29 protein-coding genes are annotated in these 26,959 nt (G+C 70.0%); 15 read left to right on the top strand and 14 right to left on the bottom strand.

The window, feature by feature from the left end; translation table 11 throughout:
* Positions 1-4 precede the first annotated feature (4 nt).
* The 6 genes from AC3WQY_RS16280 to AC3WQY_RS16305 all read right to left on the bottom strand — a co-directional run bounded on the left by AC3WQY_RS16280 (position 5) and on the right by AC3WQY_RS16305 (position 6,620).
* Positions 5-1,030, bottom strand: a complete 1,026-nt coding sequence (locus tag AC3WQY_RS16280) for a S1/P1 nuclease (RefSeq protein WP_492709626.1) — start codon at positions 1,028-1,030, stop codon at positions 5-7.
* A 46-nt stretch (positions 1,031-1,076) separates the two neighbouring features.
* Entirely contained in the window at positions 1,077-2,618 is a 1,542-nt protein-coding gene (locus AC3WQY_RS16285) for a methyl-accepting chemotaxis protein (RefSeq protein ID WP_492709627.1), read from the bottom strand.
* Between the two features lie 97 nt (positions 2,619-2,715).
* Positions 2,716-3,315: a glycoside hydrolase family 19 protein gene (locus AC3WQY_RS16290; RefSeq protein ID WP_492709628.1), complete on the bottom strand. Its 600-nt coding sequence runs from the start codon at positions 3,313-3,315 to the stop codon at positions 2,716-2,718.
* A 71-nt stretch (positions 3,316-3,386) separates the two neighbouring features.
* Positions 3,387-4,268, bottom strand: a complete 882-nt coding sequence (locus AC3WQY_RS16295) for an alpha/beta fold hydrolase (RefSeq protein ID WP_285234496.1) — start codon at positions 4,266-4,268, stop codon at positions 3,387-3,389.
* Positions 4,268-5,104 carry an esterase/lipase family protein gene (locus tag AC3WQY_RS16300; RefSeq protein ID WP_285234495.1) on the bottom strand — a complete coding sequence of 279 codons (837 nt, stop codon included), beginning with the start codon at positions 5,102-5,104 and terminating at the stop codon, positions 4,268-4,270. The genes AC3WQY_RS16295 and AC3WQY_RS16300 overlap by 1 nt, the downstream gene beginning before the upstream one ends.
* A 46-nt stretch (positions 5,105-5,150) precedes the next feature.
* Entirely contained in the window at positions 5,151-6,620 is a 1,470-nt protein-coding gene (locus tag AC3WQY_RS16305) for a wax ester/triacylglycerol synthase family O-acyltransferase (protein WP_492709629.1), read from the bottom strand.
* A gap of 107 nt (positions 6,621-6,727) precedes the next feature.
* Here AC3WQY_RS16305 and AC3WQY_RS16310 point away from each other — a divergent pair, with 107 nt between their 5' ends.
* The 6 genes from AC3WQY_RS16310 to AC3WQY_RS16335 all read left to right on the top strand — a co-directional run bounded on the left by AC3WQY_RS16310 (position 6,728) and on the right by AC3WQY_RS16335 (position 10,764).
* Positions 6,728-7,528: a substrate-binding periplasmic protein gene (locus AC3WQY_RS16310; RefSeq protein ID WP_492709630.1), complete on the top strand. Its 801-nt coding sequence runs from the start codon at positions 6,728-6,730 to the stop codon at positions 7,526-7,528.
* A 71-nt stretch (positions 7,529-7,599) separates the two neighbouring features.
* On the top strand, positions 7,600-7,953 hold the full coding sequence (locus tag AC3WQY_RS16315; RefSeq protein ID WP_285234492.1) for a YciI family protein: 354 nt from the start codon (positions 7,600-7,602) through the stop codon (positions 7,951-7,953).
* 111 nt (positions 7,954-8,064) lie between these two features.
* Entirely contained in the window at positions 8,065-8,493 is a 429-nt protein-coding gene (locus tag AC3WQY_RS16320; protein ID WP_492709631.1) for a YciI family protein, read from the top strand.
* The gene (locus tag AC3WQY_RS16325) at positions 8,490-9,017 is read left to right on the top strand and encodes an SRPBCC family protein (protein ID WP_492709632.1); all 528 of its coding nucleotides are present in this window, start codon (positions 8,490-8,492) and stop codon (positions 9,015-9,017) included. The genes AC3WQY_RS16320 and AC3WQY_RS16325 overlap by 4 nt, the downstream gene beginning before the upstream one ends.
* Before the next feature lie 12 nt (positions 9,018-9,029).
* Positions 9,030-9,455 (top strand): VOC family protein, encoded by a 426-nt coding sequence (locus AC3WQY_RS16330; protein ID WP_492709633.1) that lies wholly within the window; start codon positions 9,030-9,032, stop codon positions 9,453-9,455.
* Positions 9,448-10,764 (top strand): RNA polymerase sigma factor, encoded by a 1,317-nt coding sequence (locus tag AC3WQY_RS16335; RefSeq protein ID WP_492709634.1) that lies wholly within the window; start codon positions 9,448-9,450, stop codon positions 10,762-10,764. Before AC3WQY_RS16330 ends, AC3WQY_RS16335 begins: the two co-directional genes overlap by 8 nt.
* A gap of 41 nt (positions 10,765-10,805) precedes the next feature.
* Here the strand turns inward: AC3WQY_RS16335 and AC3WQY_RS16340 are convergent, their stop codons facing one another.
* The 5 genes from AC3WQY_RS16340 to AC3WQY_RS16360 form a co-directional block, all read right to left on the bottom strand.
* Positions 10,806-11,168: a GFA family protein gene (locus AC3WQY_RS16340; RefSeq protein WP_492709635.1), complete on the bottom strand. Its 363-nt coding sequence runs from the start codon at positions 11,166-11,168 to the stop codon at positions 10,806-10,808.
* Between the two features lie 43 nt (positions 11,169-11,211).
* Positions 11,212-11,595, bottom strand: coding sequence for a hypothetical protein (locus tag AC3WQY_RS16345; RefSeq protein ID WP_492709636.1), 384 nt, complete (start codon positions 11,593-11,595; stop codon positions 11,212-11,214).
* Positions 11,596-11,654: 59 nt separating this feature from the next.
* A complete protein-coding gene (locus AC3WQY_RS16350) occupies positions 11,655-12,020 on the bottom strand; it encodes a hypothetical protein (RefSeq protein WP_492709637.1) in 366 nt (121 codons plus the stop codon).
* A 63-nt stretch (positions 12,021-12,083) separates the two neighbouring features.
* Entirely contained in the window at positions 12,084-12,476 is a 393-nt protein-coding gene (locus AC3WQY_RS16355; protein WP_492709638.1) for a VOC family protein, read from the bottom strand.
* Positions 12,477-12,581: 105 nt separating this feature from the next.
* A complete protein-coding gene (locus AC3WQY_RS16360; protein ID WP_492709639.1) occupies positions 12,582-13,814 on the bottom strand; it encodes a citrate/2-methylcitrate synthase in 1,233 nt (410 codons plus the stop codon).
* A 77-nt stretch (positions 13,815-13,891) separates the two neighbouring features.
* Between AC3WQY_RS16360 and AC3WQY_RS16365 the strand changes: the two genes are divergently transcribed.
* Positions 13,892-16,090: a TonB-dependent receptor plug domain-containing protein gene (locus AC3WQY_RS16365; RefSeq protein WP_492709640.1), complete on the top strand. Its 2,199-nt coding sequence runs from the start codon at positions 13,892-13,894 to the stop codon at positions 16,088-16,090.
* On the opposite strand, the gene AC3WQY_RS16370 is transcribed toward AC3WQY_RS16365, so the two are convergent.
* On the bottom strand, positions 16,087-17,220 hold the full coding sequence (locus tag AC3WQY_RS16370) for a phage tail sheath family protein (RefSeq protein WP_492709641.1): 1,134 nt from the start codon (positions 17,218-17,220) through the stop codon (positions 16,087-16,089). The two genes, AC3WQY_RS16365 and AC3WQY_RS16370, sit on opposite strands and share 4 nt — an antisense overlap.
* Positions 17,221-17,253: 33 nt before the next feature.
* Positions 17,254-17,838, bottom strand: coding sequence for a DUF2242 domain-containing protein (locus AC3WQY_RS16375; RefSeq protein WP_492709642.1), 585 nt, complete (start codon positions 17,836-17,838; stop codon positions 17,254-17,256).
* An 80-nt stretch (positions 17,839-17,918) separates the two neighbouring features.
* Here AC3WQY_RS16375 and AC3WQY_RS16380 point away from each other — a divergent pair, with 80 nt between their 5' ends.
* From AC3WQY_RS16380 to AC3WQY_RS16415, 8 genes are all read left to right on the top strand, one after another.
* The gene (locus AC3WQY_RS16380) at positions 17,919-19,730 is read left to right on the top strand and encodes a DUF885 domain-containing protein (RefSeq protein WP_492709643.1); all 1,812 of its coding nucleotides are present in this window, start codon (positions 17,919-17,921) and stop codon (positions 19,728-19,730) included.
* Between the two features lie 103 nt (positions 19,731-19,833).
* Positions 19,834-22,038 (top strand): hypothetical protein, encoded by a 2,205-nt coding sequence (locus AC3WQY_RS16385; RefSeq protein ID WP_492709644.1) that lies wholly within the window; start codon positions 19,834-19,836, stop codon positions 22,036-22,038.
* 61 nt (positions 22,039-22,099) lie between these two features.
* Positions 22,100-22,933: an SDR family oxidoreductase gene (locus tag AC3WQY_RS16390; RefSeq protein ID WP_285234478.1), complete on the top strand. Its 834-nt coding sequence runs from the start codon at positions 22,100-22,102 to the stop codon at positions 22,931-22,933.
* A gap of 23 nt (positions 22,934-22,956) precedes the next feature.
* On the top strand, positions 22,957-23,292 hold the full coding sequence (locus tag AC3WQY_RS16395) for a hypothetical protein (protein ID WP_492709645.1): 336 nt from the start codon (positions 22,957-22,959) through the stop codon (positions 23,290-23,292).
* A 90-nt stretch (positions 23,293-23,382) separates the two neighbouring features.
* Positions 23,383-24,201: a class I SAM-dependent methyltransferase gene (locus AC3WQY_RS16400; protein ID WP_285234476.1), complete on the top strand. Its 819-nt coding sequence runs from the start codon at positions 23,383-23,385 to the stop codon at positions 24,199-24,201.
* A 62-nt stretch (positions 24,202-24,263) separates the two neighbouring features.
* Positions 24,264-24,737: a hypothetical protein gene (locus AC3WQY_RS16405; protein WP_492709646.1), complete on the top strand. Its 474-nt coding sequence runs from the start codon at positions 24,264-24,266 to the stop codon at positions 24,735-24,737.
* A gap of 39 nt (positions 24,738-24,776) precedes the next feature.
* Positions 24,777-25,172, top strand: a complete 396-nt coding sequence (locus tag AC3WQY_RS16410; protein ID WP_492709647.1) for a VOC family protein — start codon at positions 24,777-24,779, stop codon at positions 25,170-25,172.
* Positions 25,173-25,183: 11 nt separating this feature from the next.
* Positions 25,184-25,564, top strand: coding sequence for a hypothetical protein (locus tag AC3WQY_RS16415; RefSeq protein WP_492709648.1), 381 nt, complete (start codon positions 25,184-25,186; stop codon positions 25,562-25,564).
* Here the strand turns inward: AC3WQY_RS16415 and AC3WQY_RS16420 are convergent.
* On the bottom strand, positions 25,561-26,959 hold a 1,399-nt coding region (locus AC3WQY_RS16420), incomplete at its 5' end, for a peptide MFS transporter (RefSeq protein ID WP_492709649.1). The genes AC3WQY_RS16415 and AC3WQY_RS16420 overlap by 4 nt on opposite strands.

Here is a 26,959-nt window from a genome sequence, read left to right on the forward strand (position 1 = left end):
AGAGTTAAGGCCAGAGCGCCTTCAGCAGCTGCGCCAGGCGCGCGCCGCCCTTGGCCAGCTGGGCCTTGGTGAGGGCCAGCGAGCGGGCGTCGTAGTCGGGCGGCAGGGTGGTCAACCAGCGCGGGCCGCGCAGGCTTTGCTGGCGCGCGCCGTAGCTCAGGCCCTCGAACACCTGATTTGCCTGCTGGATGGTGTCGTCGGCCCAGGCCTGGGGCCAGGTGTTGACGGCACCGGCGCTGGGCGCCACCGCGCGCGCCGCCTCGGGCAGCGCCTGCAGCTCGGCCTCGCTGAGGCGATTCGGCGCGCCGTCCCAGTAGCCATGCAGGTTGCCGCCGACCATGGTGATGGCATTGCCGCCCACCGTGTGGCTGAGCGGGTCGTAGCTCTCGGCCTGCGGCACGATCACCTTGCCCTCGGCATCCAGGTAGATCGAACCCACGTGCAGGGGCTGGTGCAGATCGCCGACCACATGCACGAGCAGGGCCAGGGCCTCGCGCTCGTTCGTCAGGCTGTAGGGGGCCGGCACGCTGCCGCCCTGCAGCCTGGCGATGGCGGCACGCAAGCTCATGACGATGTCGTTCTTGCCGGTGCCCACCGCGCCGGCCACATAGCGGCCGGTCTGCACCGCGGGGTTGGTGTAGTGGTACTGCTTGTGGCAGCTTTCCTCGCCCGGCTTGGGCGCGCAGGCATCGTTGTTGCGCTGCACGTAGTCGCGCATCAAGCGCTCTTCGGCGGCGTTGTTCTCGAACGGCGCACATTCCGGATAGCGGCCGGCGACGGTGTACTTGAAGTCGTTGTAGGCATCGATGCCCTTGACGCAATCGGCCCAGACGGCGATGTCATGCAGCGACACCGGACCCAGGATGCGCTTCACCTCGGTCTCGGCCCGGCTGCCCTTGATGAGCGCTGCCGCCACATCGCCCACCGCCGAATGCCCCACCGCGGCAAAGGCCCGCGCCTGCTGGCTGATGGAGATACAGGCAAAGGAGACGAGCAGCACGCCGACGCGTTGCTTGAAGGAATGCAGCATGGATCGAACCTCGAAACTCAGGGCAAGGCGCGATTGTGCACGCGACTCAGGTCTTGAAGGCCGAAACGGCGCGGTCCAGCTGGGTGGATTGATCCTTCAGGCTTTCGGCCGCGGCGGCGCTCTGCTCCACCAGGGCGGCGTTCTGCTGGGTCATCTGGTCCAGCTTGGCGATCGCGTCGTTGACGGCGGCGATGCCGGCGCTCTGCTCGGCCGAGGTGGCGGTGATCTCGTTCAGCACATCGGCCACCTTGCGCACCGATTGCACGATGTCGTTCATGGTGGCGCCGGCATCGCTGACCAGGCGGCTGCCCGATTCGACCCGCTCCACCGAGGCCTGGATCAGGGTCTTGATCTCGCGCGCGGCCTCGGCGCTGCGCTGCGCCAGGCTGCGCACCTCGCTGGCCACCACCGCGAAGCCGCGCCCCTGCTCGCCGGCGCGCGCCGCCTCGACGGCGGCGTTCAGCGCCAGGATATTGGTCTGGAAGGCAATGCCGTCGATCACGCCAATGATGTCGGCGATGCGCTTGCTGCTGTCGTTGATCTCCTGCATGGTGCTGACCACCTGGCCCACCACCGCGCCGCCCTTCTGTGCCACGCCGGAGGCATCGGCCGCCAGGCTGCTGGCCTGGCGCGCGTTGTCGGCGCTCTGCCGCACCGTGTGCGTCAGCTGCTCCATCGACGAGGCGGTGGACTGCAGGCTGCTGGAGGTCTGTTCGGTGCGCTGCGCCAGGTCGTTGTTGCCGGTGGCGATTTCGGCGCTGCCGGTGGCGATGCTGTCGCTGCTGTGGCGCACCTGGTCCACCATGCTCACCAGCGCCGCCGCCATCTCGGCGAGCGAGCGCAGCAGGGCGCCGAATTCGTCGTCGCGCTGGCTGCTGATGCTGCCGCGCAGATCGCCCTGGGCAATGCTGGCGGCCAGCGCATTGGCCTGCGCCAGCGGTTCGCGGATCGAGCGCACCAGCCAGGCGGTGGAGAAGAAGATCGTCACCATCACCAGCACCAGGCCGACCATGATGCCCAGGCTGTTGCGCTGGCGGCGCGCCTCGGTGTCGCTCTGGATGCTGACGACATGCTGCTCCTGCATCTTCACCAGCTCCTTCAGCGCGCCCAGATAGCCGCCCATCGCCGGCAGGTACTGCTCCGTGACGAGGCGCACGGCCTCCTCCGGATTGCCCTCGGCGCGCGCCGCCACGGCCTTCTTGCGCGTCTCGATCACCTGCCCGCGCAGTTCGCCGATCTTCTTCAGCTGGGCGCGGTCTTCGTCGCGCAGCGGCAGGGCTTCCAGGCGCTTCTGCAGCTCGGAGATCTCCGCCACTGCCTTCTCGACCTGGCTGGCGAAGGCGTTCTTGATGGCCGGCTCGGCGCTCAGCGCCAGGGCCTGGTTGCGCATGGCATTGCTCTCGGTCATGCCGTACCACTGCGTGGTCACCTGCACCAGCTCGGTGGCGACGCCCTGGGCGGCCCGCCCCTCGGCCAGGATGGCGTTGCCGCGCGCCACGCCCACCACCGCGATGGTGACGATGAGCACCACCACCAGCGACACGAAGCCCCAGAGCTTGGTGGTGATCTTCAGGCTGTTCAGGTTCATGGCCGGTCTCCTTGCGCGCAGCGAGAACGGCAACATAGCGCGATCGGCCCGCCCTGTGCAGGCAGGAAAACGTGGTGAAGCCGGTGCAGTTCCGGCCTCAGTCCAGGCGCGCGGCGCGCAGCGCGGTCTCGAAGGCCTGGGCGTAGCCGGCGATGTCCTGGGCGCGGTCGGTGCCGTTGATGATGCGGCGCGCGTTCAGATAGTCGCACTGCGCGTCGTTGATGTAGGTGGCCAGCTTGCGGCCGGTGAACAGGCCCATGCGCATGCCCAGCGAGGCGATGCGGTAGGCCACATTGGGCTCCAGCGCCAGCTCGGGCTGCTTCACCAGCGCCGCGCCCAGGCCCAGCGCCTGGCCGACGCGCTGGTAGTTGGCGCGGCCGGTGATCTGCACATAGCCGCGGCCCTTGTAGCGGCTGCCATCGCCGGGCTCGGTATTGCCCAGGCGCTGGCCGATGCTGGTGCCGGGCTCGTACTTGGCGAAATACGACTCGGCACCGAACTCGGTGATGGGGTGGAACTGGTTGGCGCACTCATGCTTGACGGTGGCCAGCAGATAGGCCACCCAGCGCTCGTCCGTGATGTCGGGGTCCAGCTGCACATAGCCCAGGATCTGATCCAAGCCCTGGTATTGCGAGGGCGTGAGCTTGCCGAAGGCCTTCTCGTAGCGGCTGGCAAGGACTTGGTGGTCGTAGATCATGGGCGGCTCCTGGTGTCAGGTCTTGACACCCGCAGCCTAGGCGCAGGCGGCGCCGCCTCGCATCCTGAAACTTAGGGGGCCTTGGCCGCGTTGGCGCTGATGCCGTCGACGAAGCGCGGCCAGAGCTCGGGGGGCAGGTCGTGCCCCATGCCGGGGACCTCGTCCAGCGCCGCCCCGGCGATGCGCGCGGCCAGGTCGCGGCCGGCGGGCACCGGCACCAGCGGGTCGGCACTGCCGTGGATCACCAGGGTCGGGGCCTGGATCTGCCGCAGCAGGGCGCTGCGGTCGCCGTCGGCGGCCACCGCTACCAGCTGGCGCAGCATGCCGCGCGGCCGGTAGCTGCGGCGGATGGCGCGGTCGGTGCGGGCCTCCAGCCAGCCCTTGGGGGCCGGGTAGGCGGGGCTGCCGATCAGGCGTATGAAGGCGGCGGAATGGGCCACCAGCGCCTCATGCTCGCGCGGCGGGCGCGCCAGCAGGGCGCTGCGCACCTTGAAGTTGGGGCCGGGCAGGCGGCGCGAGCCGCTGGTGGTCATCATCAGCGTCAGGCTCTTCACGCGCGCGGGATGGCGGGCCGCCAGATGCTGGGCGATCATGCCGCCCATCGAGGCGCCGCAGACATGGGCGCGCGCGATGCCCAGCGCGTCCAGCACGCCGCGCGCATCCTCGGCCATGTCGCCGATGCTGTAGGCGCTCTTCACCGGCAGGTGCAGCAGATGCTGCATCGAGGCCAGGCCCACATGGGGCACGCCCAGTTCGTCGAAGCGCTGGCTCAGGCCGATGTCGCGGTTGTCATAGCGGATCACGCGAAAGCCGCGCGCCACCAGCTGCTGCACGAACTCGTCGGGCCAGGCCAGCAGCTGCATGCCCAGGCCCATGATGAGCAGCAGCGGCTCGCCGTTGGCGGGCCCATGGTCTTCCACCTCGATGGCGATGCCGTTGGCGCTGATCTGCATCAGTGGCTGCTCCGCGGATAGAACCAGCGCCTTGCGCCATGCGGCTCGAAGCGCTGCCAGTCGCCCGGATGCTGGGCCAGGCGGTCGGCCACCACATAGAGGGCCAGCGGGTTCATGCCCAGGCCCAGATGGCTGGCATGCACCTCGATGTTCTCGCTCAGCGGGCCGGGCTCCATCACGCTGCAGCGCCAGGCCACCACGCCGTCGGTGCGCGAGTAGATCGAGGTGGTGGGCACCGGCGGGGTGCGGCGTATCTCTTCCAGCAGCGCATGGTCCTTGACCTGCTGGCCGCTCACCAGCTCGAAGAAGCGCCAGGCATTGGTGGCGCGCGGGTGGCCGGTGAAGGGCGTGCCCAGGGTGATGACGCAGCGCGTATGGTCGGGCAGCTCCTTGGCCAGCTCGCGCGCATAGATGCCGCCCAGGCTCCAGCCGATCAGGCTGACCGGCTTGGCATGGTGGCGGAACAGGCGCTTCACGTCGGCCGAGCATTGCTCCAGCACGCCGTGGCGCGGTCCGAAATTGAAGCCCTGGCCCCAGGGATGGGTCACATAGCCCAGCTCGTCGAGGAAGCGCCGCAGCGCCAGCGTGGTGATGTCGTTGGCACCCAGGCCCGGAAACACCAGCACCGGATGGCCATCGCCCGGCGGCAGCTTGCGCAGCCAGGGGTAGCTGGCCAGCAGGGCCGCGAACTCCCAGGGCGCACGGCCCTCCAGCATCATCAGGAAAGCGTTGGGAGCGCGCAGATCGTCGTGCGTGGAGGACAGGTCGTCCGCGGGCAGGCCGCGTTGCGGCTGGGCGTGCTTGGGCAGGCGGGGCTTGCGCTGGGCTGCAGTCATACCGCCATGGTAGCGGCCGCGCCCGCTCGCATATGGAGCGCTTGCCCTAGTCGCCTGTCGCGCTGGCGACAGGCGGCAGGGCCTGGAACTCATTGAAGGCCGCGCGCAGATGCCGGGCCAGCGCCGCCACATCGGGCATGGCCTCGCCGCAGGCGATCAGGCCGAACTCCAGCGAGTCGCCATAGCTCTGCACCGTGATGTTGAGCGCCAGCCCATGCACGACGATGGAGGTGGGCGCATTGCTGAGCATGCGCGCGCCGGCCAGGTAGAGCGCCTGCCGCGGGCCCGGCACATTGGAGATCACCAGATTGGCCAGCACCGGGATCTTCTCGGCCACATGGGCCTTGCCGTAGAGCCGCGCCGCGCCGGCCATCAGCCAGGGCAGGCCCAGCGAGGGAAAGTCCAGCGGCATCAGGTCCTTCAGATGACCCAGCGAGGACTTCATATTGCGCGAGGCCGCCAGCACATGGGCCCAGCGCTTCTTCGGGTCGGCGATGTGCGTGCCCAGGCTCACCGTGGTCATGGTGGCCTGGTTGTTGGAGCTGGCATCGCCCTCGGCGCGCAGCGATACCGGCACCGCCGCGATGAGCGGCTTCTTGGGCAGCTCGCCCCAGTCCAGGAAGCTGCGGCGCAGCGCCGAGCCGCACATCATCAGCACCGCGTCGTTGAGGCTGGCGCCATGGCGCTGGCGCGCCGCGTGGATGTCGGCCAGCGGCAGGCTCACCGAGGCGAAGGCGCGGCTGCTGCCGATGCTGCGGTTGAGGCGGGTGCGTGGCGCCAGGCGCAGCTGGCTCACGCCCTCGGGCGTGTGGCCGCGCAGGCGCTGCGAGAGGCCGCCGGCCCTGTCAGCGACGGCCTGGCCGAGGGTCTCCCCCGCCAGGCTGGCGAGCGTGCCGATGGCCGCGGGCAGGGCCTTGGCCAGCTTCACATATTGCTGCCACTGGTGCGCCAGCGCGCCACGCATCAGGGCCAGCGTGCCGGGCTCATGGCGCTGGCGTTTCGGCTTCTCCGGCAGCTCGCGCGGCACCGGGCCCAGGTCCAGCATCACCGCGGCCAGCGCCACCGCGGCCTGGCCATCGACGGCGGCATGGTGCACCTGGGTGTAGAGGGCCACCCGCGTACTGCCGTCCGGCGCGGGCGAGAGCTGTTCGAAAACATGGAACTTCCACAACGGCCGGCTGCGGTCTAGCAGCACCGGATGCAGCCGGCCCACCGCCTCTTCCAGCGCGGCGATGCCGCTGCCAGGCGGCAGGCTAACGGGCACGATGTGCTGGGTGAGGTCGGGTTCGGCATCCACCCAGGCCGGCGTCACCACATTCAGCCCCACGCTGGCGAGGCGGCGGCGCAGCGGCGCCAGATAGGGCAGGCGCTTGGCGATATGGGCGCGCAGCGCGTCCAGATAGCTGCCCTGGAAGCCCGGCGGCAGCTCCAGCACATGCAGGGCGCCCACATGCATGGGCATCTCGGGCGTTTCCAGGAACAGAAAGCTGGCGTCCAGTCCGGCGAGTTGCTTCATAGGGGGCCCAAGTCTGCGTGTGTCCGGATGCTACCCGCAGCGCAGGCGCCGCCGGACCGGCCGTACACTGAAACGCAGATCCAACGCAGGCGGGGCCTGGAACGCAGATGTGGCGACGCAGCTTATCGGGATGGCTGGCTTGCTGGGGCCTGGGCGCCGCGCTCGCCGCCGAGCCGCAGCCGGTGGTGCTGGCGGTGGACGACGCCTACCCGCCCTACAGCCTTGTGGAGAACGAGCAGCCCGCCGGCCTCTATGTGCAGCTGGTGCAGCGCGCCGCCCAGGCCATCCCGGGCTGGCAGCTGCGCCTGGTGCCGATGCCCTGGGCACGCGCGCTGATGGCGGCCGAGCAGGGCCAGGTGGACGGCTTCCTGCCGCCCTACCGCGGCCTCGGGCGCGAGTGGATTGCCAGCTATGTCGGCCCGCTGCACCGCGAGGAAGTGATCCTGAGCTGCCGCCGGCAGACCGCGCTGGGCCCGGCCAGCCAATGGCCCGCCGACTTCGTCGGCAAGCGCATCGGCGTGATGCGCGGCTATCTGCTGAGCCAGCAGCTCAGCGATGCCTTTGCCCGCCAGCTGCTGACGAAGACCGAATTCCGCAATGCCCGCGACGCCCTCGCCGCGCTCGCCAGCGCGCAGATCGACTGCTACGCCAACGACCGCATCAGCATCGAAAGCGCCTACCGCCTGGCCAAGGCCGACCCGCTGTGGGCCAAACGCATGCCCGAGCAGCTGGAGCCCGGCCTTGTGCTGGCGACGCAGACCGCCTGGGTCGGCTTCTCGGCGCAGTCCCTCGCCAAGCGGCCCGAGCTGCAGGAATTCGTGCGCGCGCTGGACATGCAGCTGGCCCGGCTGCGCAACAGCGGCGAGGCCGGCCGGCTGATCGAGGGCGAGCGCGGCAAGAGCCCCTGAGCCCCCTGCCGCCGGCGGGCAGAAAAAGCCAGCACAATGACGCGCAAGCGAACCACTAGGGAGGCGAATCCATGTCCTATATGCTGCTGATCATCGAGCCCACCGGCCAGCGCCAGGAGCGCGGCCGCGAGATGGGCGAGCAGGTCTACGAGCGCATGCTGCGCTTCACCGCCGACCTGCAGGAGCGCGGCCTGCTCGAGGCCAGCAACTCCCTGGCCTCCACCGACCGCGCCGTGCGCCTGCAGCTGCGCGAGGGCCGCCAGCGCCTGGTCGACGGCCCGTTCGCCGAGGCCAAGGAAATGGTGGGCGGCTTCTTCCTGCTCAACTGCGAGACCAAGGCCGAGGCGCTGGCGATCGCGGCCAGCTGCCCGGCGGCCGAATGGGCCACCGTGGAGGTGCGCGGCGTCGGCCCTTGCTATGAGTAGGCCAGGAAAACCCTGAAGCCCGCGGCGGCCTGTCGAAAACGCCGCGCCTGCTTCGTCGTGTGGGCATGAGCGCAAGTTGGCGCGCTCTGTCCACCTGCAAGGAGCGAAGTAATGCGATTCATGATCATGGTGCGGGCGAATGCCCAGAGCGAGGCCGGCGAGATGCCGGCCCCCGAGGATGGCGTGATGGCCGAAATGGCCGCCTATCACGAGGAACTGGCCAAGGCCGGCGTGCTGCTGGACGCCAACGGGCTCAAGCCCAGCGGCAGCGGCTGGCGCATGCACTACCAGGACGGCAAACCGCGCATCACCGATGGCCCCTATGCCGAGACCAAGGAGCTGATCGCCGGCTACACCCTGATCCAGGTGCGCTCGCGTGAAGAGGCGCTGGCATGGGCGCGCCGCTTCCCGGCCCCCTTCGGCAAGCGCGGCCAGGGCGATGGCGGCGAGGTCGAGGTGCGCCAGCTCTACGAGCTGGAGGATTTCGAGCCGCAGCCGGCCCTGCAGCGCTTCCGCGACCTGCAAGGAGAGCGGTCATGATCAAGACCATCGCCCTGCTGTTGCTGGCTGCGCTGGCCCTGCTGCTGGTGGTGGCCGCCAACCGGCCCGACAGCTTCCAAGTCGAACGCAGCATCACGGTGCAGGCACCGCCCGAGCGCGTGTTTGCCCTCATCAACGACCTCAAGCAATTCAACCGCTGGAATCCCTACGAGAAGAAGGACCCGGCGATCCGAGGCAGTTACGGCGAACGCCTGGCCGGCCCGGGCGCGCGCTATGCCTGGGAGAGCAAGGAGGTGGGCGTGGGCAGCCTGGAGATCACCGCCGCCACCGCCCCCACGCGGGTGGCGATGCGGCTGGACTTCGTCAAGCCCTTCGAGGCCCATAGCCAGGCGGAATTCACCATCACGCCGGCGGGCGGCGCGCAGCGGGTCAGCTGGGCCATGCAGGGTCCGGTGCCCTTCGTCAGCAAGCTGATGGGCATGTTCTTCAATATGGACCGCATGATCGGGCAGGACTTCGAGGCCGGACTGCAGAATCTGAAAACCCTGGCGGAAGCCGCCTGAGAGGAAGCCAACATGCACCAGCAAATCTTCATCAATATGGCCGTCAAGGACCTGGCACGTTCGCAGGCCTTCTTCCGCAGCCTGGGCTATGAGTTCAACCCGCAGTTCAGCAACGAGCAGGGCGCCTGCCTGGTGCTGGGCGAGACCCTGTTCGCGATGCTGCTGACCGAGGGCTTCATGAGCGGCTTCACCGGCAAGCCCATCATCGATGCCAGGGCCGGCACCGAGACCCTGATCTGCCTGAGCTGCGAAAGCCGCGCCGAGGTCGACGCTCTGGTGGCCAAGGCGCGCGCCGCCGGCGCCGCGGTGCCGCGCCCGCCGCAGGACCATGGCTTCATGTACGCGCATGGCTTCGAGGACCTGGACGGCCATATCTGGGAGCTGGCCTTCATGGATGCCAGCGCCTGCCCCGAGGCCAATGCCAGCAGCGATGCCTGAGCTCGACCGGGTCGAACTCGAGCGCAGCATTGCGGCGGTCTGGCGCATCGAATCCGCCAAGCTGATCGCCGTGCTCGCGCGCATGCTGCGCGACGTCGGCCAGGCCGAGGAACTGGCGCAGGACGCGCTCATCGCCGCGCTGGAGACCTGGCCGCGCGATGGCCTGCCCGACAAGCCCGGCGCCTGGCTCATGACCACCGCCAAGCACAAGGCCCTGGACCGCCTGCGCCAGCTTGCCATGCAGGCGCGCAAGCATGAGGAACTCGGCCAGGAGCTGCAGGCGCAGGAGGCCCTGGTGGTGCCCGACTTCGTCGACGGCCTGGACGACAAGCGCGCCGACGACATCGGCGACGATCTGCTGCGCCTGATCTTCACCGCCTGCCACCCGGTGCTTTCCACCGAGGCGCGCGTGGCGCTCACGCTCAAGCTGCTGGGCGGGTTGTCTACCGCCGAGATTGCGCGTGCCTTCCTGGCGCCCGAGCCCACCATTGCGCAGCGCATCGTGCGCGCCAAGCGCAGCCTGCAGGCCGCCAAGGTGCCCTTCGAGGTGCCGCAGGCGGCCGCACGCGCCGAGCGCCTGGCCTCGGTGCTGGAGGTGATCTACCTGATCTTCAACGAGGGCTATTCGGCCACCGCGGGCGAGGATTGGGTGCGCCCCGCGCTGTGCGAGGAGGCGCAGCGCCTGGGCCGCGTGCTGGCCGAGCTGAGCGCCGACGAGCCCGAGGTGCATGGCCTGGTGGCGCTGATGGAGATCCAGGCCTCGCGCCTGCATGCGCGGGTCGATGCCGAGGGCCGGCCGGTGCTGCTGATGCAGCAGGACCGTGGCCGCTGGGACCAGCTGCTGATACGCCGCGGCCTGGCCGCGCTGGCGCGCGCCGAGGCGCTGGGCAAGGAGCCGGGGCCCTATCTGCTGCAGGCCGGCATGGCCGCCTGCCATGCGCGTGCGCGCCGCCCCGAAGACACCGACTGGCCGCGCATCGTGGCCTATTACGACGCGCTGGCCCAACTGCAGCCGAATGCGGTGGTGCTGCTCAACCGCGCGGTCGCGGTGGGCATGGCGAGCGGCCCCGGTTTTGGCCCGGCGGCGGCGCTGGAGCTGGTGGAGGCGCTGCGCCAGGAGCCGGCGCTGCAGAACTACCACTGGTTGCCCAGCGTGCGCGGCGACCTGCTTGCCAAGCTGGGCCGCGCGGCCGAGGCGCAGGCCGAGTTTGAACGCGCCGCGGCGCTGACGCGCAACGCACGCGAGCGCGCGCTGCTGCTGGAACGCGCCCCCCCCATGGGCGGCGGCGACGGCGCGCTGCGCCACTGACGCGGGCTCAGCCGGCGCGCCTGGCCGGCCATGCGACCGGGTCATGCATCGATGAATGTCCAGCTGTGCGCGCCGTCGAAGCGCCGCACTCGTACGGAGGCGATCAGCTCCGGATCGAAGTTCCCGAGGTTCACCCCGTGCTTCGCGCCAGCCGTCGCCTGCAGCGGCTCCCAATGCGTGACGCAGCCGCAGGTTCGGCAGTGAATGGTGCGCAGCGTCCTGTCGCCCCAGATGTACGCCGCCGTGGCCTCCGGGTGCCCTTCGATCTGGACGGTGCCGAACTCGAAGTAGACCCAAGGTCCGCCGATGCGACGGCACAGCGAGCAGTTGCAGGCGGTGGCCACTTCGGGCCTGGACGGCAAGGTCATCCGGACCGCGCCGCAGTGGCATGAACCTGTGTACATGGGAGCTCTCCTGATTCAGCGGCGAAGCGGCTGCTGGGGCGCCTTAGCCGCACTGTGCGTCGATGGCGATCGGCCCATACAGCTTCTGTGCGCCGGCGAAGCCGCCGACCTGCCTGACATACACCTGCTTCCGAGAGGCATGGAGCGCAAGCCAGTAGGCGTAGCCGTCATTGACAACAGGGCCCGTGGCCGGCAGCAGGGTAACCGCCGCCAGCTCGGATTCAGCAGGCAGCGTAGGCGCAAGTGCGAACGCGCCCTTGACGCCCAGGCTCGTGAAGCAGCTTGCCAGGCGCTTAGACACGGACGCGACCAGCTCACGATCGGATTGCGACGTGGGCTCCTTCAACTGGGCATGTGCGCAGGGAGATACGACAGCCATCGCGGCAAGTGCAAGGTTGACTGTTCCGACTCGAAAGGCAATCAGCATGGACAGACACCTAGTATTTGAAAGGAGCGTCGCTGGAAGTTTTGCACATGCGCGCGGCCCTACTGCCCTTGCAAGCCCGGCGTTTGAACCCAGCGCAGCAACGCGAAAACAAGGCCAAGCGCATAGAGCGCGCCGAACACCAGCTGGTTGTGCCTGGCCAGCCACTCGGGCAGAAAGATGTCGAAGTTCGCGCGCCGGTCGCTGGTGTAGCGTGCCGCCACGGAGGTGAGCGGGCAGCGCATCTTGTTGAAAGCCAGCACCGCAACTTCAAGCGCGACCACGCCGATCAGCGCCGCCGCAGTGAGGTGGTGGCCCCGCCACGAGGCCAGGGGAATGGCGACGATGCATCCGGCAAAGAAGGCCCAAACCACGCTGTGGAGCAGCTTGATGGCGAACAGTCTTGAGGCGTCGCGTGTGGCCGGCATTGGTTCTCAAGGCTTGCGAAGAAAGGCCTCGCGCCGCTTGGGCGCAGGGGGCGGCTTAGCGGCTCACTTGGGCCGATGGAGTGCGCAGAGCTTGTTGCCGTCCGGGTCCCTGACGTAGGCCAGGTACAAGGGGCCCATCGGGCCCTCCCGAAGCCCCGGAGCATCCTCCACCGAAATGCCGCCCTGAGCCACGGCCGCGTCGTGGAAGGCCTTGACCTGCTCCGGCGAGTCGCAGCTGAAGCCTATCGTTCCGCCATTCGCGAAGGTGGCGGCCTCGTCATTGATGGGCTCGCTGACGCAGAAGGTGGCGCCGGCATGGCGATAGAACAGGCGTGTGTGGCCCGTCTTTGCGGTGTTGCGTATCGGCTCGCCTGCGCCGAGGACGCCCAACACGGCGTCGTAGAAGCGCTTGGACCGTTCAATATCGTTCGATCCAATCATGATGTGGCTGAACATGCGGGGTCTCCAGAGTGATCGGGTTGAGAAGCCGTTGGCGAGATGGTGGCAGGTGTTTGTACCGCGAAACATGCCGAACAGGCGGCGTGCACCACGGCCAGGCTCTCAGGGCCCGACATAGCGCGAGCGTGCCACCAGGCGCTCGCCGCTGCGGCGCTGTTCCAGCACATGGGCCAGGATGCCGACGCAGCGGCCGGCCATCAGCAGGGCCGCGGCGGCTTCGGGGGGCGCGCCGAGGGCGCGGCGCAGCGCCACCAGGCCGAAGTCCAGCGCCGGCTTGGCGCCGGTGAGGCGCTCGGCTAGGCGCGCGATCGGCGGCAGCTTTTTTTCTTTCGCATGCTGGGCGGCGAGCTTGAGCAGCAGCGTGGCGCGCGGGTCGCCGGCCGGATAGTCGTAATGGTTGAAGCCGGGCAGGGCCTCGCCGCGGTCCAGCCTGGCCCGCAGCGCGGTCTCCAGGTGCGGCGCCGCCAGCAGCTCGTCCCACAGCGCCTCCACCTGGGCGCAGGAGCCGCCGTTGAACTGCGCCGGCAGATTGCACAGCGCGCCCAGCAGCGCCGCGCCCAGGCCCGCGCCCACCGAGGCGAGGCCGCGCGCGCTGAAGCTGACCCAGTTCATCTGGTGGTCGGCGCAGAGCACCAGGGCCTGGCGCAGCGCGTCTTCGGCGGCCCTGTTGTTGCCGGTGCGCAGGCCCCAGGCGTCCGCAAACTGGGTGGCGATGGGGGCGGCTTGCGGCGGCTGGCACAGAAAGCAGGCCACCGCCGCGCGCAGCTGTTCGCCGCAGGCCTGCGCCAGCGCCGGCCCCTCCGGCAGCCAGGCCGGGGCGTGCAGCTGGGTGTTGGCATGGGCGAACAGCGCCAGCGTGCGCTCGCTCAGCGGCTGGGCGTGCAACTCGCGCGTCAGGCGTTGCCAGGCGGCGTTCAGGCGCGGTGCCGGGCTCGCGAACGGGTCGGCCGCCTCGAACTGCCAGAGCCGCCGCGCCACGTCCTCCACCGAGGCGCTGCGTGCCAGCGCCAGTACCGGCTCGCCGCGGTACACCGGCGCGCCGTCGACGATGCCGGTGAGCGCGGTCTCCAGCACCGGCCAATGGCCTTGCAGCGCCGCCTTGGCCTGCGGCTCCACGCGCCTGCCGCGCTGCTTGCGCCGCTGCAGCTGCTCCACCTCGAAGCTGGAATAGCGCCGTGCCCGTGGGTCCGCCGGGTCGGCCACCGCCTGCAGCAGGCCGCGGCTCACATAGGCATACAGCGTCGGCTTGCTGATGCCCAGGCGCTGCACCACCTGGTCGGAATTGAGCAGGGTGACGGGGCTGCGCAGGGGGATTGCGGGGCTGGTCTTGGCCATAGGTTGATCGACCCGATCAAGATTGATTGATGTGCATTGTGCTTGTCTAATCGCCGGCCTTGAGGAGGAGCGATCGAGTGAAGACGAGGGAGAAGAAGGTCGGCGCGGCCCTGCTGTGGGCCGCGCCCCTGCTGGCCTGCGCCCAGGCGCAGCCGGCCGATGGCGGCAAGGCACAGCTGGAGCGGGTGCAGGTGCAGGGAGAGGCGAGCGCGCAGGCGCTGCGGCGCGAATCGGTGGGTGCCCTGGTGGTGCTGGGGCGCGAGGACCTGCTGCGCCATGGCGATACCCGCCTCACCGACGCGCTGCAGCGCATGCCGGGCCTGAGCGTGGTGAACAACGGCCCGCGCGGCGCGGAGATCCGCATGTCGGGGCTGGGCGGCGGCTACACGCAGATCCTGCTGAATGGCGAGCCGGTGCCGCCCGGCTTTGCGCTGGAGAGCCTCTCGCCCGAGCTGATCGAGCGCGTCGAGGTCTCACGCGCCGCCTCGGTGGCGCAGAGCAACCAGGCGATCGCGGGCAGCGTCAACATCGTGCTGCGGCGCGTGCCGCGCAGCGCGCAGCGCGAGCTCAAGCTGGGCCTCGCCAGCCAGTTCGACCGGCCCAGTGCCAATGCCGACCTGCAGCTGGGCGACCGCGCCGGTGCGCTGGCCTGGGGCCTGGGCCTGGGGGTCTCGAGCGACAAGCTGGTCTGGCCGATGGCGCTGCGGCAGCAGGTGCGCCAGGCCTCCAACGATGGGCAGGGCCAGCTCATCCAGGCCTATGCCACCGACAAGCGCGAGTTCGATCATTCCTACCGGCTGACGCTGGCGCCGCGCGCCAGCTGGACGCTCGCGCCTGACGAGAGCCTGGGCACCGACCATCTGCTGCGCCTGTTCCGTTCGCGCGGCGGCGCGCTGGACCGGCGCAGCAGCGAGTTCGGCGCGCCGCCCCAGCAGGCGCGCAACGATCTGCTCATCGCCGCCCATGGCTACAGCCTGCGCAGCCGCTTCAACTGGCAGCGCAAGCAGGAGGACGGCCAGCAATGGGAGCTGAAGCTGGGGCTGACGCGCAACCAGCGCGATTCGCATGCCGACTTCGACGGCTATGACTTCGACGGCCGCTGGATCCGCGATGCCGAGGTGCTGTCGCTGGCGGTGGATCAGGGCCTGAGCCTGGCCGGTCGCTGGCGCCGGCCGGCCGGCGAGGCGCACCAGCTCAGCCTGGGCTGGGACGGCGAACAAAGCCAGCGCAACGAAGACCGCCTGCAGCGCGAGCAGCCCCTGCCCGGCGGCCTGCCGGTGGAAAACCTCGACGAGGTCTACCAGGCGCGGGTGCGCCGCCTGGCCCTGTTCGTGCAGGACGAATGGGAGCTCTCGCCCCAATGGCAGGCCACCCTGGGCCTGCGCTGGGAGGGCCTGCACCAGCGCAGCGAGGGCAATGTGTTCGAGGGCGTGACGAGCCGCGCCAGCGTGCTCAGCCCGGTGGCCCAGCTGCTGTGGAAGCTGCCCGCGAGCCGCGACCAGCTGCGCCTGGGCCTGGCGCGCAGCTACAAGGCCCCCACGCCGCGCGAGCTGATGCCGCGCCGCTTCGTGGCTAACAACAACAGCCCCACCACGCCCGATCTGCAGGGCAATCCGGCGCTGCGGCCCGAGCTGGCCTGGAGCCTGGACCTGGGCTGGAGCCATCCGCTCGGGGCCACCGGCAAGGCCGGCCAGCTGGGCGTGAACGCCTATGCCAAGCGCATCGAAAACGTGGTGGTCGAAGACCTGCTGCAAGCAGTCAACGGCGCCTGGGTGCAGACGCGCGCCAACCGCGGCCGCGCCTTGCTGCAGGGCATCGAGCTGGAGGCGCGCCTGGCGGTGCAGCGGCTCTGGCCCGTGCTGCCGGCGCTGGACCTGCGCGCCAACCTGGCCTTCAACCGCTCGCGCCTGGCGGCCGTGCCCGGGCCCGACAACCGGCTGGCGCAGCAGACGCCCGCCAGCCTGAACCTGGGTCTGGACCACCGCGTCGCCGGCACGGCGCTGAGCTGGGGTGGCAACCTGAACCTGCAGGCGGGCGGGCCGCAGCGCCAGGCCGAGACGCGCTTCATCGATCTGCCGAGCAAGCGTGTGCTGGACCTCTACGCGCTGTGGAAGGAGCCGGCCGGCGGCGGCCAGTGGCGCGCCAGCCTGAGCCATCTGCTGCACGCCGACGAGCTGACGCAGCGCCGCGTGCTGGTGCAGGGCAGCGAGCACCGGCTGGACGACCGCTGGCGCAGCGGCATGACGGCAAGGCTGCAGTACGAGCGGCCGCTTTAGGCGGCGGCCAGCTGCAGCGCATAGCGCAGCACGATGAACTCGGCCGGCCGCACCACGGCCAGGCCCAGCTCGACGATCAGGCGGCCGGCGGCGAGGTCGGCCGCTGTCATGGTCTGGTTGAGGCCGCAGCGCACGTAGAAGGCCTGCTCGGGCTTGAGGCCCTGCAGCGCGCCCTGGCGCCACAGCAGGGTCAGGAAATTCTCGGCGATGGCCACCAGCCGCGTCCAGGTGGAGGCCTCGTTGGGCTCGAACACGGCCCATTGGCTGCCGGCCTGCAGGCTCGCCAACACCAGGCTGCACAGGCGCCGCACCGGCACATAGCGCCATTCGTTGTCGTTGCCGGCCAGGGTGCGGGCGCCCCAGATCAGGCAGCCGCGGCCGCTGAAGCTGCGGATCAGGTTGATCGAGCGGCCCCCCGCCGCATCGACGTTGAAGGCCTGCTGGTCGCGGTCGCTGAAGGCCAGCAGCGGCGCGCTGACCTGCTGCAGCGCGACATTGGCCGGGGCCTTCCAGACGCCGCGCTGCTGGTCGGTGCTGGCGTAGGCGCCGGCCACCGCGGCACTGGGCGGCAAGGCCAGGCCGGGCGCGAAGGCGCTGCGCACAAAGGGCGCATAGGCCGCGCCGAACATCAGGTGCTGGCTGCCGAACAGGGCGCGGTGGGCGGCCAGGTCGGCGCGGCTCTGGCCGCCGTCGTAGAGATCCAGGATGGCAAAGCGGTTGGCGCTGGCCGCGCATTGCGCCAGCATGGCCTGCACCAGCTGGGCATAGTCGGGGCGTGCCAGGCTGCAGGCCTCGGGGCAGACCAGCAGGGTCACCGCGGCCTGCGTGGCCAGCGTATCCAGGCCGGCGCGCAGGGCCGCCAGGGTCGGCGCGGCCGGGCCCACCGAACTCACCACGCAGGCAGCGCCGCCATTCGCGTAGAAGAGCTGCAGCGCAGCGTGCAGCAGGGCCGGCGCGCCGCCGAACAGCTGCTCGAATTCCAGCAGGGATCGCACGGCCTGCGGCTGCAGCCGCGGCCCGCGCTCGGTGCAGCCGAAGAAGCCGGCCACGGCGCTGTCCGGCGCGCTCACCGAGGCCGGGAAGGGCCGGATCTCTTCCAGATAGACGCCAGGAGTTCGGTAGGTGGCCATGGCTTGAACTCCTGTTGCGCCGGGCCGGGCCGGCTATTGCGGCTGATCCGCCGCCTGCTCGCGCAACATGCGCTGCATCAGCGCGAAGTAGCGGTCGTAGAAGGCGCCGGCGGGGATGGTCTCGGAGGCGATCTTGACGAGCGAGTCCTGCGAGGACGACAGCGGCACCGAGATCGAGCCCAGCGCGCTCACGCCGATGCTGGTGGCGTTGGCGCTCTTCTTGATGACGTAGCGGTCCTGCTGGGCCGAGACAAAGGCGGTGGCGATCTGGCTGTTGCGGCCGTCGGGCACGCACACCACGTTGAAGGAGATCTCCACATGCTCCTCGCCATCGGGCTGGAAGCGCTTGGCGCCCATCACCATGCCGGTGTTGGCATTGGTGATCACATAGCCCTGGCTCAGCAGGGCGCGGCGCGCGGCCTCGCAGGTCTCGCCCACGCCGGCGTCGAACAGGCGCGAGAAGGTCTCGTCGGCCTGGAACTTCTCGTTCTGGTAGACCGAGGGCTTGGGCGGGCTCTTCAGCGGCGAGCTCAGGCCACAGGCGGACAGCAACGCGGCGCTGAGGGCCACGTAGCAGGCGGGCAGCAGGGCACGCAGGGCGGGAGGATTCATCAGCATTGCCGGCATTATGTCGTCTTGAAATTGCGCACCCGCCGGCCATGCACAATGCGCCGGATTCAGCCATCCACAACCCTGCCATGTCGCCCAACCTTGCTCCCCTACTCACCCGCTGCGCGCTGGCCAGCCTGATGGCGCTGGGCGCGTTGTCGCCCCTGCAGGCCGCGCCGCTGCAGGCCGCGCATCAGCAGCAACAGCCTGCTGCCTTCGATGCCGAGGTGGATGCCTTTCTGAAGGCCTATTGGGCGCTGCTGCCCGAGGCCGCGGTGGCGGCCGGCGAATACGCCGCCGCGGCGCGCCTGCCCGCGCCCACGGCGGCCAACCGCCAGGCCCAGCTGCGCTTCAGCGAGGCCTGGCTGCAGCGCCTGGCACGCCTGGACCGCGCGCGGCTCACGCCCGCCCAGCAGGGTGACCTGGCGCTGCTGCAGAACCATTTGCGCGGCAGCCTCTGGTCGCTGCGCGAGTTCAAAAGCTGGCAGTGGGACCCCTCCGAGTACAACGTCGCCAGCGCCTTTGGCGAGCTGCTCAACAAGGACTTCGCGCCGTTGCCGCGGCGCCTGGCCCTGGTCGAGCGCCGCCTGCAGCAGGTGCCGGCCTATTACCGCGCCGCGCTGGCCCAGCTGCAGGAACCCAGCCCCGAGCATCTGCGCCTGGCGATCCAGCAGAGCGAAGGTGCGCTGGCCACCTTCAGCACCGACATCCCCCAGGCCGCACAGCAGGCCCGGCTGCCTGCCGCGGCCGCGCAGCGCCTGGCGCGCCACAACGCCGCGGCCGAGCGCGCGCTGCAGGCCTATATCGCCGCGCTGAAGGCCCTGGACGCGCGCCAGACCGCCGCCGGCACGGGGCGCAGCTTCCGCATCGGCCAGGCCGCCTTCGAGGCCAAGTTCGGCTACGACATCCAGGCCGGCGTCGATGCGCGCGGCCTCTACGAGCGCGCGCTGCAGCACAAGGAGGCGCTGCACCAGCGCATGAGCGAGCTGTCCGATCGGCTCTGGCCCGGCCTGTTCGGCGACGCCGCCAAGCCCGCCGAGCGCCTGGACAAGATCGCCCGCGTGATTGAGAAGCTGAGCGCGAACCACGTCAGCCCGGCCGGCTATGTGGACGAGATCAAGGCGCAGATCCCGGCGCTGGCGAAGTTCGTCGAGCAGCATGATCTGCTGGCGCTGGACCCGACGCGTCCGCTGCAGGTGCGCGAGACGCCCGCCTATATGCGCGGCGTGGCCGGCGCCTCGATCAGCGCGCCCGGCCCGCTGGACCCGCAGGGCGCGACCTATTACAACGTCGACCCGCTGGACAAGTACCAGCCCGCGGAGGCCGAGAGCTATCTGCGCGAGTACAACCACTGGGTGCTGCAGATCCTCAGCATCCACGAGGCCATCCCCGGCCATTACCTGCAGCTGCTGCACGCCAACAAATCGCCCTCCAAGGTCAAGGCCCTGTTCGGCAATGGCGCGATGGTGGAGGGCTGGGCGGTCTATGGCGAGCGCATGATGATGGAGGCCGGCTGGGGCGACGTGGACGGCCAGCCCAGCCCCGAGATGTGGCTGATGTACTCGAAGTGGAATCTGCGCACCGTCTGCAACGCCATCCTCGACTACCGCACCCATGTGCTGGGCCAGGGCCAGGCCGAGGCCGAGGCGCTGCTGGAGCGTGAGGCCTTCCAGTCCAAGACCGAGGCGAGCGAGAAATGGCACCGCGCCCAGGTCACCGCGGTGCAGCTGAGCAGCTACTTTGCCGGCTACTCGGAAATCATGGCGCTGCGCGAGCAGCTCAAGGCGCAGCGCGGCGCGGCCTTCTCGCTGAAGGACTTCCACACCGAGTTCCTCAGCCATGGCAGCGCGCCGGTGAAGATGGTCAGCGAGCTGATGCAGCAGCAGGGCAAGCGGCGCTGACGCTCCTAGGGGGTGGGCCCCCCGCGCGGGCGCAATGTGTGTGACATTGCGGAACGTCCCGCCGCGCTTCCGGCGGCGGCGCACCCGACCGGGGAGAGCAGCTATGCAAGGCCCATGTTCACGCCGCCGCCCATGCCGCCGCACCGGACTTGCCGCCGCGCTGCTGCTTGCCTTGATCGGCCTGGCGCCAGCGGCGCAGGCGGTGGAAACCAAGCAGAGCGGCGACTGGTTCGATGCCGCCACCTGGACGCCCAGCATGCCCGGCGGCGCCGATGCCGCCACCATCAAGGCGGGCCATACCGTCACGGTGCAGCAGGCCGGCGCGGGCGCGCGCTTCGCGTTCGTCTACGGTTCGCTCGAGCTCTCCTCGGTGGGGCCGCCGGCGACGCTCTCGGTGGAGGCCCTCTATGCCAGCGGCGCGGCCGGGCAGGTCTGGCTCAGCAAGGGTGCGCGCCTCACCAGCGGCAGCGTGACGCTGAATGGCAGCGCCGGCGGGCCCGGGCTGGTGAGCATCGATGGCGCGGCCACGCTGGACGGCAGCCGCGCCAGCTGGGCCAACGCGCTGGGCTTCGACGTGGGCGTGGGTGACGGCGTCTACAACGGCACCGTGCTGCTCACCAACGACGCCAGGATCGGCTCGCGCGACACCACGGTGGGCGGCAGCGACGGCGTGGGCCTGGTGGACATCAAGCACTCGAGCTGGGTCAACAGCAACAGCTTCGTGGTCGGCAGCGCCGGGCTGGCGACGCTCTACTTGCACGACCATGCCCTCGTCAGCGATGTGACGGGCGTGATCGGCGCCGGCTCGAGCTACTACCTGAGCAGGAATGCGCTGCTGGGCAATGCCATCGTCGACAACAGCAGCTGGACCCATGCGGGCGACTTCATCATCGGTGGCTATGGCAAGGCGCAGCTCAGCGCGCTCAACGGCGCCCTCATCAGCAGCCAGAACGCCTATATCGGCCGCGAGGCCAGCGCCATCGCCAACGCCACCCTGGACGGCGCCAGCTGGAGCAATGGCGGCGCCTTCTTCGTGGGCTACAACGGCGACGGCACGCTGCTCATCAAGAGCGCCGCCAGCCTGAGCAGCGTGGCGCTGGACATCGGCGCCTCCAAGCTCGGCAAGGGCCTGGTGACGGTGGACGGCACGACGCTGGCCCTGAGCCAGGGCCTGGTCGTCGGCAACGGCCTGGCGGGCCTGACGGGCGACCTTTACGACGGCCACGCCAGCGGCCAGCTCAATATCCGCAATGGCGCGCGCGTCAGCAGCGCCTGGGGCGAGATCGGCAAATGGTTCGGCGCCAGCGGCACGGTGGAGGTGAAGGGCGCCGACGCCGGCGGCCTGCCCGCCAGCTGGATCACCGGCCCGCTCTATATCGGCGAGCGCGGCAGCGGCACGCTGCGCATCGCCGGCGGCGGCCTGGTGCAAAGCGCCAAGACCTATCTGGGCCAGGGCCTGGCGGGCGGCGGCGCGCTCTACCTGGACGGCACCGCCGCCGCGCGCGGCGTGCTGGAAACCGAGCAGATCGTGCGCGCCAACGGCAGCATCGTCTTCGACGGCGGCGTGCTGCGCGCCAGCGTCAACCAGCCGAGCTTTCTGCTCAATGTGGCGGGCGTGGTGGTGCAGGCCGGCGGCGCCCATCTCGACAGCAATGGCCACAACCTGGGCGTGAACACCACGCTGAGCGGCGCGGGCGGCCTGCACAAGCTGGGCCAGGGCACGCTGGACCTGCAGGGCCTGGCCTTCTTGGCCAGCGTCTCGACGGTGGAGGCCGGCCGCCTGCTCGTCAACGGCAGCTTCACGGGTGACGTGGAGGTGCAGGCCGGCGCCATCCTGGGCGGCAGCGGCAGCATTGCCGGCGCCGTGCATGTGCTGGCCGGTGGCGTGCTCGCACCCGGCAACAGCCCGGGCACCCTGGCCGTGCACGGGACGGTGAGCCTGGACCCGCTCGGCGCGCTGCAGATCGAGCTGGGCCCCCAGAGCGATCTGCTGCTGGTGCAGGGCGATCTGGTGCTGAGCGGGGTGATCAACTTCAGCGGCGACGCGGCCTTTTTTGCGGCCGGCAGCCTGCCCAGCTTCCTGGCCTATAGCGGCAGCCTGGACCACCAGGGCTTGCGCATCGGCAGCCTGCCGGACGGCGTGGACCGCAATGCCTTCGTGCTGGACTTCAGCAAGCCCGGCCTGGTGGGCGTGGCGGCGGCCGTGCCCGAGCCGGCCAGCGCGGCGATGCTGCTGGGCGGGCTGATGTTGCTGCTGCTGCCGCGGGCGCGCCGGCGCTTGCCGCGCGGCTGGGCGCCCGCGCCCTGAACTGGTGTACCGTCGGCCTCGCGCCCGGCGCGGGCCGGCTCGGACACCAGGAGACGCAAGCATGTTGAACCTCAAGGGCAAGACCATCTTCATCACCGGCGCCTCGCGCGGCATTGGCCTGGCGGTGGCCAAGCGCGCCGCGGCGGACGGCGCCAACATCGTCATCGCGGCCAAGACCGTCGAGGCCAACCCCAAGCTGCCCGGCACCATCCACAGCGCCGCGGCCGAGATCGAGGCCGCCGGGGGTCAGGCCTTGCCGCTGCAATGCGATATCCGCGAAGAGGCCAGCGTGCTGGCCGCGGTGGCGGAGGCGGTGGCGCGCTTCGGCGGCATCGACATCCTTGTCAACAATGCCAGCGCCATCAGCCTCACGCCCACCGCGGCTACGCCGATGAAGCGCTTCGACCTGATGTTTGGCGTCAACGTGCGCGGTACCTATCTCTGCACCCAGGCCTGCCTGGCCGAGCTGACGAAGAGCGCCAAGGCCGGCCGCAACCCCCATGTGCTGAACATGTCGCCGCCGCTGAACATGAAGGAACATTGGTTCGCCAACCATGTGGCCTACACCATGGCCAAGTACGGCATGAGCGAATGCACTCTGGGCCATGCGGGCGAATTCCGGCCGCTGGGCATAGGCGTCAACTCGCTGTGGCCGCGCACCCCGATCGCCACCGCGGCGCTGCAGATGATCCCGGGCGTGGACACCGCGCTGTGCCGCAAGCCCGAGATCATGGCCGATGCCGCCCACCTGGTGCTCACCAGCGATGCGCGCAGCACCACCGGCAACTTCTTCATCGACGAGGATCTGCTGCGTCAGCACGGCATCACCGAGCTGGACCGCTACAGCGTCAAGCCGGGCACGACGAACTTCCTGCCGGACTTCTTCGTGGATTGAGCGCGGGCAGAATTCGCCCTGCCATGAGCCGGCCCCGCGAACGCCATCATCATCACGTCTACGTCGTGCAGCTGTCCGACCGCGTCTGGAACGAGCCCGCCTTCCGCAAGGCCAACCCGGCGCACGATATCTGCAAGCCCTGCGTCTACGTGGGTATGACCGGGCTGGATCCCGATCTGCGCTTCGATCGCCACATGGCCGGCGTGCAGGCGAACCGCTTCGTGCTGAAGTACGGCGTGCGTCTGCTGCCCGAGCTCTACGAGTGCTACAACCCGATGCCCTACGAGGCCGCCCGCGACATGGAGGTCGAGCTTGCCATCGGCCTGCGCGAGGCGGGGTACGGGGTGTGGCAGGCATAGCCCGCGGGGGCGCTGCTGCGGGCCGCATACGCCGATATGCGGGCAAGGTTGATGAAGATCGAGCGAGCGCCGCGGCGTATAAGCCCGCTGATGAACCCAGCCCAGACCGATCGCCTGTTTGCCGGCTCCATTCCGCAGCTCTACGAGCAATACCTGGTGCCGCTGATCTTCGAGCCCTATGCCGCCGACATGGCCGAGCGCGTCGCCGCGCTGCAGCCGGCGCGCGTGCTCGAGGTCGCCGCCGGCACCGGGGTGCTGACGCGCAAGCTGGCGGCGCGCCTGCCGCCCGAGGCGGCCGTGGTGGCAAGCGACCTCAATGCGCCGATGCTGGAGCATGCGGCCGCCATCGGCACGGCGCGGCCGGTGCAGTGGCGGCAGGCCGACGCGATGAGCCTGCCCTTCCCCGACGCCTCTTTCGATGTGGTGGTGTGCCAGTTCGGCGTGATGTTCTTTCCCGACCGGGCCGTCGCCATGGCGGAGGCGCGCCGTGTGCTGCGGCCCGGCGGCGCCTTCCTCTTCAGCGCCTGGGACGCCATCGAGCACAACGAGTTCGCCGCTGTCGTGATCCGCGCGCTGGCGGCGCTGTTTCCCGAACGGCCACCGCAGTTTCTGCTGCGCTTGCCGCATGGCTACCACGACCGGGCGCAGATGGCCGCCGATCTGGCGCGCGCCGGCTTTGCGGCGCCGGCGCGCTTCCACACCCTCGGCTTCGTGAGCCGCGCGGCATCGCCGCGCCTGCCGGCGCTGGCCTACTGCCAGGGCACGCCACTGCGCAGCGAGATCGAAGCCATCGACCCCGCCCGGCTCGTGCCCGCGACCGAGGCCGCCGAGGCCGCGCTCGCCGCGGCCTTCGGCAGTGGCGCGGTGCAGGGGCGCATCCAGGCCTGTGTGGTGGCGGTGTCGCGCTGATCGCCCGAGGTGAGCAATGGCACTGGCCAGGCCTGCCGGCGCATCGTGAGAATCGCTCGCTCATGAACGCTGCGCATCTTTACGCCGTGCTGCTGGGTGGCTCGATCGCCGGCGCGCTGGACATCCTGTTTGCGATTTCCTTTGCCGCCTACCAGGGCGCCACGCCCGTGCGCCTGCTGCAGACCGTGGCCAGCGGCCTGCTCGGCAGCGCCGCGTTTGCCGGCGGCCTGCCGGTCGCCGCCCTGGGTCTGGCGCTGCACTTTGCGATCTCGCTGCTCTGGGCGGGCCTGTTCCTCGCGCTGGCGCTGCGCCTGCCGGCGCTGACGCTGCATCCGCTGCTTGCTGGCGTCCTGTTCGGTGCCCTGGTCTTCCTGGCCATGCGGCTGCTGGTGCTGCCGCTGTCGGCCTTCCCCTATCCGGTCAGCTTCAAGCCGCTCGCCACCGTGCTGGACCTGCTGTCCCATATGCTGCTGTTCGGCGTACCGATCGCCTGGGCCGCACGGCGGGCCTTGTTCGATGCGACCGCAAAGGCCTGAATCTTCCCGCAACGCCCACCTCGCCCCTCTTGTTCAGCCATGTTTTCACACATCTTCGTCGGCGTGAGTGACTTCGAGCGCGCGCTCGCCTTCTACCGGCCGCTGATGGCCGCGCTTGGCATCCAGGCGCGCTTCTGCGATGCCGGCCGGCCATGGGCGGGCTGGCAATCGAGCCCCGATCCGCGCCCGCTGTTCCTGATCGGCAAGCCCTACGACCGCGCGCCCCATCATGCCGGCAACGGTCAGATGGTGGCCCTGCTGGCCGCCAGCCGGGCGCTGGTGCGCGCGGCCCATGCGGCGGCCCTGGCCCATGGCGGCACGGACGAGGGCGCCCCGGGCCTGCGACCCGAGTATCACGAGCATTACTACGGCGCCTATTTCCGCGATCCCGATGGCAACAAGCTCTGCGTGGTCTGCCATGCGGCCGAAGCCTAGACTCTCCAGCCATGAACAGATCCGAAACCTTCGCCAAGCGCGTGTTCTTCTGGGCCGCCGTCTACGGCATCGTCATGCTGGCGCCGCAGTATTTTCTGGAGGGCCAGCTGGGGCGGGACTTCCCGCCGCCCATCACCCATCCGGAGCATTTTTACGGCTTCATCGGCCTGGCGCTGGCCTGGCAGTTCGCCTTTCTGGCGATTGCCAGGCAGCCCACGCGGCTGCGTCCGGTGATGCTGGCCGCCGTGCTCGAGAAGTTCTCGTTCGCGGCCTCCAGCTTCGCCCTGCTGGCGGCCGCGCGGGCGCCGCTGCCGCTGGGCATCTTCGCGGCCATCGACGTGCTGCTGGGCACGCTGTTCCTGCTTGCCTATCGCAGGCTTGCGGACAGTTAGGCTGGCGCGTCGTCCGGCGCCAGCACCTTGCCGAACAGCAGCTTCACCATCAGCAACAGCAGGCCCGCCGCCGCCACCAGCGCCGCATGCAGGGCCCAGAACTGGCTGCCGGGCAGCTCGTCCAGCAGGCCGGCCAGCCAGCCGACGAAGGAGTTGCCGACGAACAGGTGCAGGTAGTAGATGCCGATCAGCAGGCCCTCGAGGCGGCGTGGCGCGGCGCGCGAGTAAAGCGCCAGGCCCACCGGCATGATGTTGGCAAAGCCGAGGTTGTTGAGCAGGGTGTAGCCCACGGTCCAGGCGAAGCTGACCTTCTCGCCGGTGGCCGCGATATGACCCGCCGCCAGGATCAGCAGCGCCGGGGCCGCTGCGCTGACCAGGCAGCCCAGCGCCATCTTGGTGATCTCGTCGGGCTCGCGGCGGCGCGTGGCCCACCAGCGCCAGAAGGCCAGCGAGGCCACCATGGTGGCGGTGCTGAAGAAGGCGTCCACCGCCTGCAGCCAGGTCACCGGCACCTGCCAGCCCAGCAGCACCAGGTCCATATGCCGTTGCGACCACAGTGGAAAGGCGTTGTTGTACTGCTGGTTGCCCACCACCGAGAGCACCAGCACCGGGATCAGCGCGATCAGCAGCAGCAGGCGGGCGAGCTCCTGGCGGCTCATGCGCGGCCTGGCTTGGCCGGCCAGCTCGGCCTTCGCGGCAGCGCCGCGCGCGGCCTCGGCCGGCAGCCAGCGCCGCCCCAGCAGATAGACCACCAGGCCGATCAGCATGCCCACGCCGGCGGCGCCAAAGCCCCAGTGCCAGGCCACCTTCTCGCCCAGCGTGCCGCACACGATGGGGGCCAGGATCACCGCGATCTGCACCGCCAGCATGAAGATCTGGAAGGCGCTGGCGCGGCGCTTGTCGCCGGGCGCATAGAGCGCGCCCACCTGGGCCGCGATATTGCCCTTGAAGCAGCCCACCCCCACCAGCAGGCAGGCCAGCGCGGCAAGGAAGCTGGCCTCGAAGGCCATCAGGAAATGGCCCAGCGCCATCAGGCTGGCACCCATCACCACGGTCTTGGTGCGGCCCAGCCAGCGGTCGGCCAGCAGGCCGCCGAACAGCGGCGTCAGGTAGACCAGGCCGGCGTAGAGTCCGAACACCACCGAGGCCAGCTGCTGCGGCGAACGCGGGCCGGTGATGCCTTCGATGAAGGCGCGCAGCGTCTCGATGCCGGCCACCTGGCCGATGTGTTCGGGCAGGAACAGGTAGTTGCTGAGGTAGAGCACCAGCAGGGCCTGCATGCCGTAGTAGGAGAAGCGCTCCCACAGCTCGCAGAAGGCCAGCCAGCCCAGGCCGGCGGGATGGCCGAAGAAGGCGCGGTCGCCGGGCAGGGGGGTGGCGGGCGCTGCCATGGGG

The sequence above is a fragment of the Roseateles sp. FW301-B2 genome, from assembly GCF_058788955.1.